At 73.0% G+C, this 14,650-nt stretch carries 10 protein-coding genes and 3 pseudogenes; 7 read left to right on the plus strand and 6 right to left on the minus strand.

The features are described 5' to 3' along the window. Positions 1-210 precede the first annotated feature (210 nt). Positions 211-806 (plus strand): annotated as a pseudogene (locus tag GHR20_RS22980) (histidine phosphatase family protein). Positions 807-815: 9 nt separating this feature from the next. Here GHR20_RS22980 and GHR20_RS22985 read toward each other — a convergent pair. Further along, positions 816-2,305, minus strand: a pseudogene (locus tag GHR20_RS22985) (hypothetical protein). A gap of 266 nt (positions 2,306-2,571) precedes the next feature. On the opposite strand from GHR20_RS22985, the pseudogene GHR20_RS22990 reads away from it, so the two are divergent. After that, positions 2,572-2,978 (plus strand): annotated as a pseudogene (locus GHR20_RS22990) (hypothetical protein). A 56-nt stretch (positions 2,979-3,034) separates the two neighbouring features. Then, complete coding sequence (locus GHR20_RS22995) at positions 3,035-3,904, plus strand: fused MFS/spermidine synthase (RefSeq protein WP_111584463.1); 870 nt, start codon at positions 3,035-3,037, stop codon at positions 3,902-3,904. A 51-nt stretch (positions 3,905-3,955) separates the two neighbouring features. On the opposite strand, the gene GHR20_RS23000 is transcribed toward GHR20_RS22995, so the two are convergent. Beyond that, a complete protein-coding gene (locus tag GHR20_RS23000) occupies positions 3,956-4,480 on the minus strand; it encodes a hypothetical protein (RefSeq protein ID WP_153814244.1) in 525 nt (174 codons plus the stop codon). A gap of 125 nt (positions 4,481-4,605) precedes the next feature. Here GHR20_RS23000 and GHR20_RS23005 point away from each other — a divergent pair, with 125 nt between their 5' ends. The 3 genes from GHR20_RS23005 (at position 4,606) to GHR20_RS23015 (ending at position 8,266) form a co-directional block, all read left to right on the plus strand. Further along, positions 4,606-5,313, plus strand: coding sequence for a response regulator transcription factor (locus tag GHR20_RS23005; RefSeq protein WP_111584464.1), 708 nt, complete (start codon positions 4,606-4,608; stop codon positions 5,311-5,313). Continuing rightward, positions 5,310-6,713 (plus strand): HAMP domain-containing sensor histidine kinase, encoded by a 1,404-nt coding sequence (locus GHR20_RS23010; RefSeq protein WP_153814245.1) that lies wholly within the window; start codon positions 5,310-5,312, stop codon positions 6,711-6,713. Before GHR20_RS23005 ends, GHR20_RS23010 begins: the two co-directional genes overlap by 4 nt. Positions 6,714-6,823: 110 nt before the next feature. Beyond that, the gene (locus GHR20_RS23015) at positions 6,824-8,266 is read left to right on the plus strand and encodes a cellulose binding domain-containing protein (RefSeq protein ID WP_153814246.1); all 1,443 of its coding nucleotides are present in this window, start codon (positions 6,824-6,826) and stop codon (positions 8,264-8,266) included. Between the two features lie 108 nt (positions 8,267-8,374). Here the strand turns inward: GHR20_RS23015 and GHR20_RS23020 are convergent, their stop codons facing one another. The 4 genes from GHR20_RS23020 to GHR20_RS23035 all read right to left on the minus strand — a co-directional run bounded on the left by GHR20_RS23020 (position 8,375) and on the right by GHR20_RS23035 (position 13,212). Then, a complete protein-coding gene (locus tag GHR20_RS23020) occupies positions 8,375-9,802 on the minus strand; it encodes a GH1 family beta-glucosidase (protein ID WP_153814247.1) in 1,428 nt (475 codons plus the stop codon). Positions 9,803-9,977: 175 nt separating this feature from the next. Continuing rightward, entirely contained in the window at positions 9,978-10,871 is an 894-nt protein-coding gene (locus tag GHR20_RS23025; RefSeq protein WP_181516423.1) for a carbohydrate ABC transporter permease, read from the minus strand. Beyond that, positions 10,868-11,890: a sugar ABC transporter permease gene (locus tag GHR20_RS23030; RefSeq protein WP_148023627.1), complete on the minus strand. Its 1,023-nt coding sequence runs from the start codon at positions 11,888-11,890 to the stop codon at positions 10,868-10,870. The genes GHR20_RS23025 and GHR20_RS23030 overlap by 4 nt, the downstream gene beginning before the upstream one ends. Next, positions 11,887-13,212 carry an ABC transporter substrate-binding protein gene (locus GHR20_RS23035; RefSeq protein WP_153814248.1) on the minus strand — a complete coding sequence of 442 codons (1,326 nt, stop codon included), beginning with the start codon at positions 13,210-13,212 and terminating at the stop codon, positions 11,887-11,889. Before GHR20_RS23035 ends, GHR20_RS23030 begins: the two co-directional genes overlap by 4 nt. Positions 13,213-13,560: 348 nt before the next feature. On the opposite strand from GHR20_RS23035, the gene GHR20_RS23040 reads away from it, so the two are divergent. After that, positions 13,561-14,616 (plus strand): LacI family DNA-binding transcriptional regulator, encoded by a 1,056-nt coding sequence (locus GHR20_RS23040; RefSeq protein ID WP_148023629.1) that lies wholly within the window; start codon positions 13,561-13,563, stop codon positions 14,614-14,616. Positions 14,617-14,650 lie beyond the last annotated feature (34 nt).

Consider the following 14,650-nt stretch of genomic DNA (forward strand, 5'->3'; position numbering starts at 1 on the left):
CGCCCCGTCGGGCGACCGTGCCACTTTACGGTGTCCTTCTCGTGCCCACGCGGGTGCTCCGGAGTCGCCCGGTGCGGACGGCTCCGGCCCACAAAGACGCCGGGCCGGGCGCGGGGTTGCCCCGGAGGGTGTGAGCGATGATGGAGGGGCCGACTCCTGTTGTTCCTGTGACGTCCTTCGGGCGCCCGATTCCCGGAAAGGTCCTCCCCCATGGCACCGCGCATCCTGCTGGCCCGGCACGGACAGACGGCTTGGTCGCTGTCCGGCAAGCACACCGGCAGGACCGATGTGCCGCTCCTGGCGGAGGGCCGGCACGGCGCGAAGCTGCTCGGGGAACGCCTGCACCGGGCGCCGCTGGACGGGCTGCCGGGTGTGGCGGTCCGCACCAGCCCGCTCGTGCGCGCCGCGGAGACCTGCGCGCTGGCCGGGTTCGGGGAGCGGGCCGAGACCTGGGACGCGCTGCTGGAGTGGGACTACGGCGCCTACGAGGGCCTGACCCCGGCGGAGATCCAGGCGATCCGCCCCGGCTGGCTGATCTGGCGCGACGGCGTCCCCGAGGGGAGAGCACCGCCGAGGTCGCCGCCCGCGCGGACGAGGTCGTCGGCTGGGCCCGCTCCGCCGACCGCGACGTCCTTCTCTTCGCCCACGGCCACATCCTGCGCTCCCTGGCCGCCCGCTGGCTGGGCCTCCCGCTGGAGTTCGGCGCGCGGATCCGGCTGAACCCGACCTCGCTGTCCGTCCTGGGCTGGGCGTACGGCGAACCGGCACTGGAGAGCTGGAACGACGTGGGCCACCTGGCGGGCTAGGAGCTACCGCTACGCGCCCGCGATCCTCGGATACGCCTTGTGCCGGTCGAGGAAGTCCAGCACACCCGCCGCCCGCCGATGCGGCAGCAGCACCCGCGCCGTCCCCGCCAGCATCGTCTGGATACGCGACGACTGCACCTGGTCCAGCAGCGACAGCACCCGCGTCCCGGCCTCCGCCGCCTCGTCCGGCCGCCCCTCGCGCGCCAGGTCGTCCGCGAGTTCCGCCGTGTACAGGGCGATGTTCCGGGTGAAGTGCGGATCCTGGAGGTCGGTCGCCCGCCGGGCGTGCCGGGACGCCCGCGGCCAGTCGCCCAGCATGGACCAGCACTGCGCCTCCAGCCCCTCCAGCTCGGCCTCGCCGTAGAAGCTCATCCACTCGGGGTCGGCCGCGGAGCGCCCCCGCGCGAACAGGGCCTGCGCCCGGGCGAGCGCCCGCGCGCAGCCGGTGCGGTCGGCCAGCCCCGCCCAGCCCCCGCCTCGCGCAGCGCCAGCAGGGAGTTCAGCCGGTCGGAACCGAGCGGCCGGGCCGCCCGCTGCGCCGCCTGCGCGGCACGCACCGCCTCCCGGGGCCGCCCCGCGTCCCGGGCCAGGAACGCGGTGTTGCAGAAGGCGTGCGCCTCCAGCCCCTCGTCCCCGGTCATCCGGGCCGTGGCCAACGCCTCCGCGTAGTGCGAACGGGCGTCGTCGAAGCGGCCGGAGTCGTGCGCCAGCCAGCCCACGGAGATGGCGAGTTCCCCCGCGCCCGTGTGCAGCCGGTCGACGGTGGCCTGCCGGGTCGCACCGGCGTCCAGCAGCGCGTACGCCGCGCGCAGGGGAGCCGCCGCGCGCCGGTAGAGGCCGTCCGCGCCGTGCCGGTCGTCGAGCAGCCGGATCCGGCGGACGGCGTCCTCCAGGGCCGTCGCCTCGGTGCTCCCGGGACGGCGCGAGCGCCGGGGCGCGGGTACGGCGTCCGGGGTGAGCCCCAGCGGGCCCAGCGCGGCGGCGGCCACGGTGGCCCCGCCGGTCATGAATGCGCGACGCAGCACGTCGCTCTCCTCGTGGTTCGGATGGTCGTACGGGTACGGCCCCTGGGGGTCGCACACCTCGTGCGGGTCATACGGGTCCTGCGCGTTGTGCTGGTCCGGCGGCTCGAACGGCTCGTCCGGGCGCCCGGCGGCGACCTCTCTCGCACCGCCCGTGGTGCGCGCCCGCGGGGCGGTGCGCGCCGCGCGGCCGCGGACGGACGAGCGGGGCGCGAAGCCGAGGTCGGCGAGCGTACGACCGGGGAACATGTGCAGGAACACCCGCTCGTAGGCGTAGTTCGGGCAGCGGATCTCACCCGCCTCGACCCGCCCGACGTAGCGCGCGTCACAGCTCACCCGCTCACCGATCTCCCGCGCGGCCCGCCGCACCAGCGCCGCGAACTCGGCCGGTGAGCGCCGGCCGCGCAGCCGCCGGAAGGCGAGGTTCGGCCGGGGTGGCCGCTCGGGCTGTGACGAGGTCACGGTAGACGACGCCATGGCCGGGTCCTCTCGTGCGAACCGTCGAACCATGCCGGTGCCGGGGCGGGTTCGGGACATGGCGCCCGAGTGGTGCCCTGGTTCCGGCGAGCAAGAACGTACCGGCTGTGAGGGTCCCGCCACGCTGAGTTTGGCCACAAAAGCGGATATCTCATCCGTGATCTGCCATGAAGTGCCATCCTTTGCGGCGCACTTGTGCCGTAGCCGTTGACACGGTGACGCGTTGAAGGTGTTGACCGCGACAGTGCTGTGTGGTGGAGGCGGGCATGGAGACCAGCCAGAGCAACGAACCGTGTACGTCACCGCTGCCGCCCGCCTCGGGCGACACGGTGTGCGACCTGGTGACCGTACCGGCCCGGCAGGGCCTGGAAGCGGTCGACATCCTGCGCCGCGCCGCCGCGGAGGCGGTGGGGCCGGTGCTGCACGACGACGACCGCGACACCCTCGGTTTCCTGGTGCCCGCGGGCACCGCGGCCGGCTGGGACGTGCCGGGCAGCACCTGCACGCAGACCAACGGGCGCGGGCTGCGCCTCGCCCCGGAGCCGCCGGTCGCGGGCGCCGACTGGCTCCTGCCCCCGGCGACGACGCCGACCTCGCCACCGACCCGGCCGTCCTGCGCGAGGCCCTCGGCGAGGCGGCACGCCTGATCGAGGCCGCCGACAAGTGCTGCTGAAACCGTCGGCACGTGCTGCTGAAACGTTTACCGCGGGGACCTGAGAAAATGGGCGGATGGGCAGGTCCAGGAACCCGCGGCGCGCAGCGGCCGCCACCGCCGCCGTGGAGGAAGCCGTCGACGGCGGCCTCGCGCGGCTCGTCCCCGATCCCGACCGCGGCCGGGCCTGGACGCTGCTGATCGACGGGGCGCCCCAGTCGCACGTCGACCTGGACGACCCCGCGTATCTCTCCTTCGAGTACCAGCGCCGCATCGGCCATGTCATCGACCTCGCCGCCCCGCCCGGCAAGCCCGTGCACGCCGTCCACCTGGGCGGCGGCGCCCTCACCCTCGCCCGGTACGTCGCCGCCACCCGGCCCCGGTCCACCCAGCAGGTGGTGGAGCGGGACGCGCGCCTCGTGCAACTGGTGCGGCGGGAGCTGCCCCTGGACCCGAACGCCCGGATCAGGGTGCGGTCGGCGGACGCGCGCGCGGGACTCGGCAAGGTGCCCGACGGCTGGGCCGATCTGATCGTCGCCGACGTCTTCAGCGGCGCCCGCACCCCGGCCCACCTCACCTCCACCGAGTTCCTGGACGAGGTGCGCCGCGCCCTGAAACCGTCCGGGATCTACGCCGCCAACCTCGCCGACGGCCCGCCGCTCGCCCATCTGCGCGGCCAGATCGCCACCGCGGCCGCCCGGTTCGCCGAACTCGCGCTGATCGCCGACGCGGCCCTGCTGCGCGGCAAGCGCTTCGGCAACGCGATCCTGGTCGCCTCCGATCTGCCGCTGCCGCTGCCCGAACTCACCCGGCGCGCCGCCTGCGACCCGCACACCGCCCGCGTCGAACACGGCCGTCAGCTCACCGACTTCACCGGCGGCGCGCCGCCGGTGACGGACGCGGCGGCCGTCGACTCCCCGGCGCCGCCGCCCTCGGTGTTCGACTGAGCCCGGCCGACCACTGCCCCGGGCCGGTCCTGCGGACAGCGGCCGTCCGCCTCAGTACGTGCCGATCTCCACGTGCGGCGGCCCGTCGTGCCAGGTGCAGAACACCGACACCCGGTCCGTGCCCCGGCTGAACTCCACCCGGATCCAGGTCTGCGTCTTCCACACCTGCATCGACCAGCCGGCCCCCGGCGTCGCCGAGACGAGCGTGGCGTCGGCCGCGCCCAGCTCGAACACCGCGTGGCCGCCGTCGGTGTCGTACGCCTTGACCTCGCCGGAGGCGGTGGCGGAGGGAGCGGTCGTGGCGGGGGGAGCCGCGGAGCGGTGGACGCTCGCCGTGGGGGAGGGGGACGGCGACGGGGACGCGGGGCGCGACCGGGACGGCCGGTGCGGCGCGGCCGGGTCCGGAGCCGTGGCCGACGCCGTCGTCGTCGGGGCGCCCGCTCCCACGACCGGCAGCGCGCGCGGCGGGTCGTACGCCGTTCCCGCCATCACCGTGTGCACGCCCCACCACGACAGCGTGACCGCCGCGCCCGTGGCGAGCAGCCAGGCCAGCACGTGTACGAGTCCTCTGCGCATCGCGTCCATCCTGCCCCACCGGTCGCACCCGGCCGGCACCGGTCGTGCACAGGGGAGTTGTCCACAGCCGGGGAGTTGTCCACAGGCCCGCACCGGGTTCCCGCGCATGGCGTACGGTGCGGCGCATGGCAAGTCTGCTCGTGGTCGAGGACGACCAGTTCGTACGCTCGGCGCTGATCCGGCAGCTGACCGACGCCTCGCACACCGTGCGCTCCGTCGGTACGGCGCTGGAGGCGCTGCGCGAGGTCGCCCATCACCGTTTCGACGTGGTCGTCCTGGACCTCGGCCTGCCGGACCTGGACGGCTCCGAGGCCCTGAAGATGCTGCGCGGCATCACCGACGTGCCGGTCATCATCGCCACCGCCCGGGACGACGAGGCGGAGATAGTACGGCTGCTGAACGCGGGGGCGGACGACTACCTGACCAAGCCGTTCTCCGTCGGCCACCTCTGCGCCCGGATCGCGGCGGTGCTGCGCCGGGCCCGCGCCACCGGCGGCGAGGTCCCGCCCTCCACCGTGCTGCGCGTCGGCGGCCTGACCGTGGACCCGCTGCGCCGCCAGGCCGAGCTGGACGGCACCCGGCTCGACCTCACCCGCCGCGAGTTCGACCTGCTCGCCTTCCTCGCCGGCCGCCCCGGCGTCGTCGTCCCCCGCAGGGAACTGCTCGCCGAGGTCTGGCAGCAGTCGTACGGTGACGACCAGACCATCGACGTCCATCTGTCCTGGCTGCGCCGGAAACTGGGGGAGACGGCGGCCCGGCCGCGCTATCTGCACACGCTGCGGGGCGTCGGCGTGAAGCTGGAACCCCCGGCGGACCCGGAGCCGGCGCGATGAGGTGGGCCCTGGTCAAGGTCTGCCTCGCGGTCACCACCATGGTCGTCGTCGCCTTCGCGGTGCCGCTCGGCCTGGTGGTCCGGGAGATGGCCCGCGACCGCGCCTTCGCGGGCGCCGAGCGGGAGGCCGCCGCCGTGGCGCCCGCGCTGTCCATCACCACCGACCGGGACGAACTGGAGCGGGTGGTGGCCGCGGCGGGCGCCGACTCCGGGATGGCCGTCCACCTGCCCGCCGAGAGCGCCCGCGGCGCCCTCGACATCGGCACCTCCCGCGCCACCGGCCACGACATCCGGGCGGTACGAAGGCTCGGCCGGGCCTCCACCACCACCGTCACCGGCGGCTTCACCCTGTTGCAGCCGGTGGCCCTCGGCTCCGGCGCGATCGCCGTGGTCGAGGTGTACGTCCCGGAGGCCGAGGTGACCAACGGCGTCGGCACCGCCTGGGCGGTGCTGGCCGGTGTGGGCCTCGCGCTGATCGTCGGCTCGGTCGCCGTCGCCGACCGGCTCGGGGTGCGCATGGTGCGGCCCGCACGCCGGCTGGTCGAGGGCGCGCGGGAACTGGGCGAGGGCGAACTGGACGCCCGGGTGCCGGAGGAGGGCCCGACCGAACTGCGGCTCGCGGCGGTCGCGTTCAACTCCATGGCCGACCAGGTCGTCCGGCTCCTCGCGGGCGAGCGGGAGCTGGCCGCCGACCTCTCGCACCGGCTGCGCACCCCGCTGACCGTCCTGCGGCTGAACGCGGCCTCGCTGGGCGCCGGACCGGCCGCCGAGCAGACCCGCGCCGCCGTCGCCCAGCTGGAGCGCGAGGTGGACACCATCATCCGCACCGCGCGCGAGGCCAAGCCCCAGACGGCCGCGCCCGGTGCCGGCGCCGGGTGCGACGCGGCCGAAGTGGTGGGCCGGCGGATGGAGTTCTGGTCCGCGCTCGCCGAGGACGAGGGACGCACCTGGCGGGTGGCCGGGGTGGACCGCCCGGTGTGGATACCCGTGGCCCGCGCCGACCTGGCCGCCGCCCTCGACGCCCTGCTCGGCAATGTCTTCCGGCACACCCCGGAGGGCACCGCCTTCGCGGTGGACGTGCACCAGGGCGAGGACGCGGTGATCGTGCTGGTCTCCGACGCGGGCCCCGGCATCCCCGACCCCGAGGCGGCGCTGGCCCGCGGCCGGGGTTCGGGGGCCGCGGGCTCCACCGGGCTCGGTCTCGACATCGTGCGCCGGCTCGCCGAGTCCACCGGGGGCGACGTCCGCGTCGGCGCCTCGGTGCTGGGCGGCAGCGAGATACGCATCCGCTTCCAGCGGGACGCGCGGGGGCCGCAGCGCCGAGGTCACCGGGGTGCCGTGCGACGGCGCGGGGCCCGCCGGCCGGCCTCGATCTTTAACCGGCCCCGATCCCTTCCTTAAGCGAAGCCTAAGGACTGCAACGGCCGTCCGCATCAAGCGGTTTGCCCGATTCCGGCTCGCTAGCGTGCTGCCGCACCACACCCCCGTGACGAACGAAGGCAGGCATGCGCATGAGCACCCACCGGCGCAGGATCAGTGGCAGGAACAAGGCGATAGGCGGCATCGTCGCCGCGGCCGTGGTCGGCGGCGGCGCGCTCCTGTTCACGGGCACGGCGAACGCGGCGGGGGTGAACGCCGCGTACACCAGGACCAGCGACTGGTCCACCGGCTACACCGGCCAGTACGTCGTCACCAACAACAGCACCCAGCAGGAGAAGACCTGGACCCTGGAGTTCGATCTGCCGGCCGGGGCGAAGCTGTCCTCGCTGTGGAACGGCGCGTCGAGCGTCAGCGGGAGCCATGTCACGGTCCGCCCCGCCGGCTGGGACACCGCGGGGCTCGCCCCCGGCAAGTCGGTGACCGTCGGCTTCGTGGTCGAGGGCGGCGGCGCCCCGACGGGCTGTCGTATCGACAACAGCTCCTGCTCCACCGACGACGGACCGGCCCCCGAGCCGAGCGGCCGCCCCACCGGGACCGGGACCCCCACCCCGACCCCGACGCCCACCAGGACGGCCACCCCCACCCCGACGCCGACCACGAGCACCGGCTCCGGCACCACCGCGTCCGCCGGGTTCGCGCCCTATGTGGACACCTCCCTCTACCCGGCCTTCGACCTGCTCGGCGCCGCCGACGCCACCGGGGTGAAGAACTACAACCTGGCCTTCATCACCGACGGCGGCGGCTGCACCCCCAAGTGGGGCGGCGTCACCGAGGTGACCAGCGACGCGGTGGCCGCGCAGATCGGCGCCCTGCGCGCCAAGGGCGGTGACGTCCGGGTCTCCTTCGGCGGCGCCTCCGGCTCCGAGCTGGCCACCACCTGCTCCTCCGCCGACGCGCTCGCGGCGGCGTACGGCAAGGCGATCGACGCGTTCAAGCTGACCAAGGTCGACTTCGACGTGGAGGGCGGCGCGCTGCCGAACACGGCCGCCAACACCCGCCGCGCCCAGGCCATCGCCAAGCTCCAGGCCCAGCACCCCGGTCTGGACGTCTCCTTCACCCTCCCGGTGATGCCCGAGGGCCTCACCCAGGACGGCGTCAACCTGCTGTCCAACGCCAAGGCCAACGGGGTGAAGACCGGCCTGGTCAACATCATGGCGATGGACTACGGCTCCTCGTACAACGGCGACATGGGCGGCTACGCCGAGCAGGCGGCCACCGCCACCCAGGCCCAGGTCAAGAGCGTGCTCGGGCTCTCCGACGCGGCCGCCTGGAAGACCGTCGCCGTCACCCCGATGATCGGGGTCAACGACGTCTCCGCCGAGACCTTCACGGTCTCCGACGCCACCCAGCTGGCGGGCTTCGCCGCGGCCAAGGGCCTGGGCGGCCTGTCCATGTGGTCCGGCGCCCGCGACCAGCAGTGCCCCGGCGGCCCCAAGCCCTACGCCGACCCGACGTGCAGCTCCGTCGCCCAGGACAAGTGGGCGTTCTCGAAGGCGTTCGCCGCCTTCAAGTGAGGCATGGGCACGTGTCAGGGGCGCGGCAGCGAGACGCCGCGCCCCCTCTGCGTGCCGCGCCCCCTGTTTATACGGTCGGCTTCGCAGGGCCGGCCTCGTACGGTCGGCTCACGCCGCGTCGACCGGCGGCAGCTCGCCCGTCCGCGCCGCCCTGCCGTACCAGTGGGCGCTCGACTTCGGGGTGCGCTCCAGGGTCGCGTAGTCGACGTACACCGCGCCGAACCGCTTGCTGTAGCCGTACGCCCACTCGAAGTTGTCCATCAGGGACCACAGGTAGTAGCCGCGCACATCGGCCCCGTCCGCGATGGCGCGCTCGACCTCGGCGAGGTGGGCGCGCAGATAGGCGATGCGCTCGGGGTCGTGCACCCGGCCCTCGGCGTCCGGCTTGTCGTCGTAGGCCGCGCCGTTCTCCGTGATGTACAGGCGCAGCCCCGGGGCCTCGCGGGAGTAGCGCATGATCAGCTCGTGCAGGCCGCTCGGGTCGATGGTCCAGCCCATCTCGGTGCGCTCGCCCGGCGTCTGGTGGAACAGAACGTCGTCGGCGCCCGGCCAGGGGGAGTGCTCGCTGGCGCCGTGGCCGTCCGCGCGCGGGCCCGCGCTCTTGCCGGGGGCGGCCGAGACCAGCGCGGGCGTGTAGTAGTTCAGGCCCAGCGCGTCCAGCGGCGCCTTGGCCGCGGCCAGGTCGCCGTCCCGCACGAACGACCAGTCGGTGACCGAGGCGGTGTCCGCCAGCAGCGTGGCGGGGTACGCCCCGTGCAGCATCGGACCGTGGAAGACGCCGTTGGCCAGGTCGTCGATGCGCCGCACCGCCGCGAGGTCGGCCGGGTCCTGGGAGAGCGGCCGTACCACCGAGGAGTTGAGGCTGACCGCGATCTGGTCGCGGGCGGGCAGCACCGAGCGCAGCGCGGAGACGGCGAGGCCATGGCCGAGGTTGAGATGGTGCGCGGCGCGCAGCGAGGCCACCGGGTCGGTGCGCCCGGGGGCGTGCACCCCGGAGCCGTAGCCCAGGAAGGCGCTGCACCAGGGCTCGTTGAGGGTGATCCAGTGCTCCACCCGGTCGCCCAGCGCGTCCCCGACGAGCTGCGCGTACTCCGCGAACCGCAGCGCGGTCTCCCGCTCCGGCCAGCCGCCCGCGTCCTCCAGCTCCTGCGGCAGGTCCCAGTGGTAGAGGGTGACGGCGGGCTGGATGCCGTGCTCCAGCAGGTCGTCCACGAGACGGCGGTAGAAGTCCAGGCCCACCTGGACCGCGGGACCCCGGCCGGTCGGCTGCACCCGGGACCAGGAGACGGAGAAGCGGTAGGCGTTCAGGCCGAGGTCGGCCATGAGCGCGACGTCCTCGCGGTAACGGTGGTAGTGGTCGACGGCGATGTCACCGTGGTCACCGCCCGCCGTTCTGCCCGGGGTGTGGCTGAACGTGTCCCAGATCGAGGGGGTGCGGCCGCCCTCCCGCACCGCGCCCTCGATCTGGTACGCCGAGGTCGCACAGCCCCAGAGGAAGCCGGTCGGGAAGGTGACGGGGGTGAGGGGTTCAGGCATGGAAGCGCTCCCAGATGAGTTGGAGGGACCGGAGGTGGGGTGCGGGCCGTGCGGGGCGGGCCGCGGGGCCGGCGGGACGGCGCCCGGCGCGGACCGGGCGGCCCCGCGCGGCGGGCGGACGAGGGGGCCGGGCGGCGCCGGCCCGGCCCCGTGCGGGGTGACCGGCGCACCGGGCTCAACCCTTGATCGCGCCCTGCATGATGCCGCCCACGATCTGCTTGCCGAAGAGCAGGAAGGCGATCAGCAGCGGCAGGGTGCCGAGCAGCGCGCCCGCCATGATCACCGACTGGTCCGGGACATAGCCGGTGCCCAGCGAGTTCAGGGCCACCTGCACGGTCGGGTTCTGCTGGTTCAGGGCGATGATCGGCCACAGGAAGTCGTTCCAGGCGAACACGAAGGTCAGCAGGCCGAGCACCGCCATCGCGGGCCGCGCGGCCGGGAAGACCACGTGCCAGACGATGCGCAGACTGCTCGCCCCGTCCACCCGGGCCGCCTCCACCAGCTCCGAGGGCAGCGCCTGCACCAGGTACTGCCGCATGAAGAAGGTGCCGAAGGCGGTCACCAGGCTCGGCAGGATCACCGTCTGGAGCTGGTTCGACCAGCCGAGGTGCGCCATCCACAGATACAGCGGTACGACGGCCAGCTGCGGCGGGATCATCATGGTGCCGATGGTCAGCAGCAACAGCAGCCCGGAGAAGCGGAACCGGAGCTTGGCGAAGGCGAACCCGGCCAGGGTCGCGAACAGCACCGTGCTGACCGTGATGGTGCCCGCCACCAGCACCGAGTTGAGCATCGCGGTGCCGAGCCCGGCCTGGTCCCAGGCCGCCTGGAGATTGCTGAACAGATTGCCGCCGAACCACAGCGGCGGCGGGGTCTGCGCGAGCCGCCGGTCGGTGCGGGAGGCCGCGACCGCCGTCCACACCAGCGGGGCGAGCGAGACGAGTGCGAACACGGTCAGCACGACGTACGTCACCGGGCCCGCGTGCATCTGCTTGCCCGCGCCCATCACCCGGCGCCGGGCGCGCGTGGCCGGCGCCTTCGGCGGCAGCGTCAGTTCACTGGTGGTCATTGGGATTTCCTCAGCCGTCGGGTGAGCAGCAGATTGACCGCGGCGATGATCAGCAGGATCAGGAACATCGACCAGGCGATCGCGGACGCCTTGCCGAGGTTGCCGACGATCCAGCCCTGGTCGTACATGTACAGACCGAGCGTCTGGTACTGGTGCTCGGAGCCGCCCTTGGACCCGCTGACCCCGCCGAACAGCAGCGGCTCGCCGAAGAGCTGGGTGGCGCCGATGGTGGAGACCACGACCGTGAACAGGATCGTCGGACGCAGCTGCGGGACGGTGACATGGCGGAACTGCTGCCATCGGTTGGCGCCGTCGATCGCCGCCGACTCGTACAGGTCGGCGGGTATCGCCTGCATGGCGGCGAGATAGATCAGCGCGTTGTAACCGGTCCACCGCCAGACCACGATGGACGACACCGCGAACTGCGAACCCCAGTCGGATTCACGCCAGTTGACCGGCCCCACCCCGGCGAAGTGCAGCAGCCAGTTGATCATGCCGCCGTCCCAGGAGTACAGCAGCGTGAACACCAGGGTCGCCGCGGCCACCGAGGTGGCGTACGGGGTCAGCATCACCACGCGCCACACGGTCGAGCCGCGCAGCCGGTAGTTCAGCAGATGGGCGAGCCCGAGCGCGGCCAGCAGCTGCGGCACCGTCGAGAGCACCCCGATGGTGAAGGTGTTCTTCAGCGCGTTCCAGAAGAAGTCCGAGGACAGCAGGTTCCGGTAGTTGTCGAGGCCGGTCCAGGTCTGGTGGTCCAGCGAGGAAAGCTGCACATTGTGCAGTGAGTACCACGCCGTGTAGAGCAGCGGGACCAGAGTGAAGGCCCCGAACAGGATGAAGAAGGGGGCGACGAACGCGTATGGCGACCCCTTCATGTCCCAGCGGTACAGCCGGCTGCGCCAGGAGTCGGCCGCGGGGCCGCCCCGGCCGTGAGCGCCCCGGGCCGCGCCCGGCGGGGTGCCGGGCGCGGCCTCGGCGCTCGACGCGGAGTGCGCGAGAGCCTCGTTGGAGCTGGTCACTGGCCGAGCACGTCCTTGATCTCCTTGGCCGCGGCGTTCCAGCCCTCGGCCGGCGTCTTGCCCTTCTGCTCGACCTGGAGGATGCCGACGTCCGTGATGGCGGTGGTCATCGGCTGGTCCTTGATGCCGAAGATCTGCGTCGGGATCGTCTTCGCGGAGTCGGAGAAGATCTGGGTGAGCGGCGCGTTCGAGAAGTAGGCGGTGGTGTCCGCGGCCGGCTTCAGGTTCGGATAGGCCGACGGGGTCGACGGGAAGCTCGCCTGCTTGGAGAACACCTTCTCCTGCTGCGCGGGGTCGGTCAGCCACTTGGCCAGCGCGATCGCCTCCTTCTGGTGCTTGCCCGCGTTCGGCACACCGATCCAGGAGCCGCCCCAGTTGGACGCGGTGGGCGCCGCCGCCACGTCCCAGTTGCCCTTGCCGGAGTCACCGGACTTCTGCTCGATGTAGCCGATCATCCAGGCCGGGCAGGCGACGGTGGCGAAGGAGGCGTTGGCGTAGCCCTGGTCCCAGGTCGGGTCGAACTGCTTGAGCTTCGCCGACATGTCGCTGGTGGCGACCGTCATCGCCACGTCCCAGGACTTCTTCACGCCCTGCGACTTGTCCCAGATGACGTTGCCGTCCTTGTCGTAGTAGCGGTCCGCGCCGCCACCGAGGGCCGCGTTGTACACGGAGGCCGCCGAGTCCACGAACTTGGTGCCCTTGGGCGCCTTCTTCATGTACTGCTTGCCGACGTCGACGTACTTGGCCCAGTCGCCCTTCCACATCTGGGCGAGCTTGTCCCGGTCGGTGGGCAGGCCGGCCTTCTGGAGCAGGTCCTTGCGGTAGCAGATCGCCATCGGGCCGATGTCGGTGCCGAGCCCGATCAGCTTGCCGTCCTTGGTCGTGGCCTGGGCGTTCTTCCAGTCCAGCCACTGGGACTTGTCGACGTACTTGCTCATGTCGACGAACTTGTCGGCCTGGGTCTGCACGGCCTCGGTGATGTTGCCGATCTCGATGGCCTGAATGTCATCGGTGCCGGAGCCGGCCTGGAGGCGGGTGAGCACCTTCGGCCAGTAGACGTCGGTGCGGGTGGTGACGTTCTCCTTGATGTTGATGTCCGGGTGCAGCTTCATGTACTCGTCGTAGAGGCCGGCCTGCTTGTAGCCGAAGACGCCGTAGGTCCCGACGGTCAGCGTGATCTTGCCTTTGCCGTTGCCGCCGCCCGCGTCGTCCGAGGAGCCGTCCTTGGCGTCCTTGGCGCAGCCGGCCAGCAAACTCGTGGTCAGCGCGGCGACGGCCGCCAGGGCCATCATCCGCCTGGACCGGCGGAAGTTCGTGCGCATTGCGTCCTCCTGTTGCCTGACGTGCCGACCCCCCGGCCGACTGCATGGAATCGGGCCCGTTCGTCACGCGCTGCGGCTCGGGCGGGGAACGTGCGGGTTGTGTAGGTGTCAGGTACTGTGGGAGCGCTCCCACAAGTGATGGCTTGAAGAGTCGTCGGTTCGGAGCGGGGTGTCAAGGGACCCGACGCGGGGGGTTGAGTTCAGTTATCGGAGCGTTAACTGGCCCGGACGGGTGGGGCGTTCGGGGCGCCGGGGGCATACGGGGCCGATGGGGTGCCGGACGGGACTGTTAGATTCCAGCCAACCGGAGGAAGCGGCCAGCCGGAGGAAGCGAGGGAGGCGGAGCGCATGGCGAGCCACGGAGTGCGGGGCCGGAGCGGGGGCCGACCCACGCTGGAGGAGGTCGCCGCGCGCGCGGGGGTCGGCCGGGGCACGGTCTCGCGCGTGATCAACGGCTCGCCCCGGGTCAGCGACGCGACCCGCGCCGCGGTGGAGGCGGCCGTCGCGGAGCTGGGCTACGTCCCCAACACGGCGGCCCGCGCACTGGCCGCCAACCGCACCGACGCCATCGCGCTCGTCGTCCCCGAGCCGGAGACCCGCTTCTTCGCGGAGCCGTACTTCTCCGACATGCTGCGCGGGGTCGGCGCCGAACTCGCCGACACGGAATGGCAGTTGCTGCTGATCTTCGCGGGCAACGACCGCGAACGGCGGCGCCTCGCCGAGTACTTGGCGGCCCACCGGGTGGACGGCGTCCTGCTGGTCTCGGTGCACGCCGACGACCCGCTGCCCGAGCTGCTGTCCCAGCTGGAGATCCCGGCCGTGGTCAGCGGCCCGCGCTCGGCCGCGGAGACGCTCACCTCGGTCGACTCGGACAACTACGGCGGCGCCCGCGCGGCCGTGGAGCACCTGCTCGCGCGCGGCCGCACCCGCATCGCCCACATCACCGGCCGGCTGGACGTCTACGGCGCCCGCCGCCGCGTCGACGGCTACCGCGACGCGCTGCGCGCCGCGGGCCACGCGGCGGACGAACTCCTCATCGAATCCGGCGACTTCACCGAGGAGGGCGGCCGCAAGGCGATGTCCGCCCTGCTGGCCCGCCGCCCCGACCTGGACGCCGTCTTCGCCGGCTCCGACGTCATGGCCGCCGGCGCCCGCCAAGTCCTGCGCGAGTCCGGACTGCGCATACCCGACGACGTCGCCCTCGTCGGCTACGACGACTCCGCCATCGCCCGCCACATGGACCCGCCCCTGACCAGCGTCCGCCAGCCCATCGACCACATGGGCCGCGCCATGATCGACCTCCTGCTGACCGAGATATCCGCCAAACGCCCCTCGGGCCTTAGCCGCGGCGAACGGCGCCACGCGGTCCTGCCGACGGAACTGGTGGTGCGGGCCTCGTCGTAGGGCTCCGGGCCGGGCTCCGGGCGGGTGGGATGGG

Source organism: Streptomyces sp. SUK 48 (assembly GCF_009650765.1).
GTDB lineage: Bacteria > Actinomycetota > Actinomycetes > Streptomycetales > Streptomycetaceae > Streptomyces.

Excerpts from the sequence above, each read along its gene's own strand:
- GHR20_RS23020 (WP_153814247.1), bottom strand. The coding sequence starts at position 9,802 with ATGCCTGAACCCCTCACCCCCGTCACCTTCCCGACCGGCTTCCTCTGG.
- GHR20_RS23025 (WP_181516423.1), bottom strand. The coding sequence starts at position 10,871 with ATGACCACCAGTGAACTGACGCTGCCGCCGAAGGCGCCGGCCACGCGC.
- GHR20_RS23040 (WP_148023629.1), top strand. The coding sequence starts at position 13,561 with ATGGCGAGCCACGGAGTGCGGGGCCGGAGCGGGGGCCGACCCACGCTG.
- GHR20_RS23015 (WP_153814246.1), top strand. The coding sequence starts at position 6,824 with ATGAGCACCCACCGGCGCAGGATCAGTGGCAGGAACAAGGCGATAGGC.
- GHR20_RS23010 (WP_153814245.1), top strand. The coding sequence starts at position 5,310 with ATGAGGTGGGCCCTGGTCAAGGTCTGCCTCGCGGTCACCACCATGGTC.
- GHR20_RS23035 (WP_153814248.1), bottom strand. The coding sequence starts at position 13,212 with ATGCGCACGAACTTCCGCCGGTCCAGGCGGATGATGGCCCTGGCGGCC.
- GHR20_RS22995 (WP_111584463.1), top strand. The coding sequence starts at position 3,035 with ATGGGCAGGTCCAGGAACCCGCGGCGCGCAGCGGCCGCCACCGCCGCC.
- GHR20_RS23005 (WP_111584464.1), top strand. The coding sequence starts at position 4,606 with ATGGCAAGTCTGCTCGTGGTCGAGGACGACCAGTTCGTACGCTCGGCG.
- GHR20_RS23000 (WP_153814244.1), bottom strand. The coding sequence starts at position 4,480 with ATGCGCAGAGGACTCGTACACGTGCTGGCCTGGCTGCTCGCCACGGGC.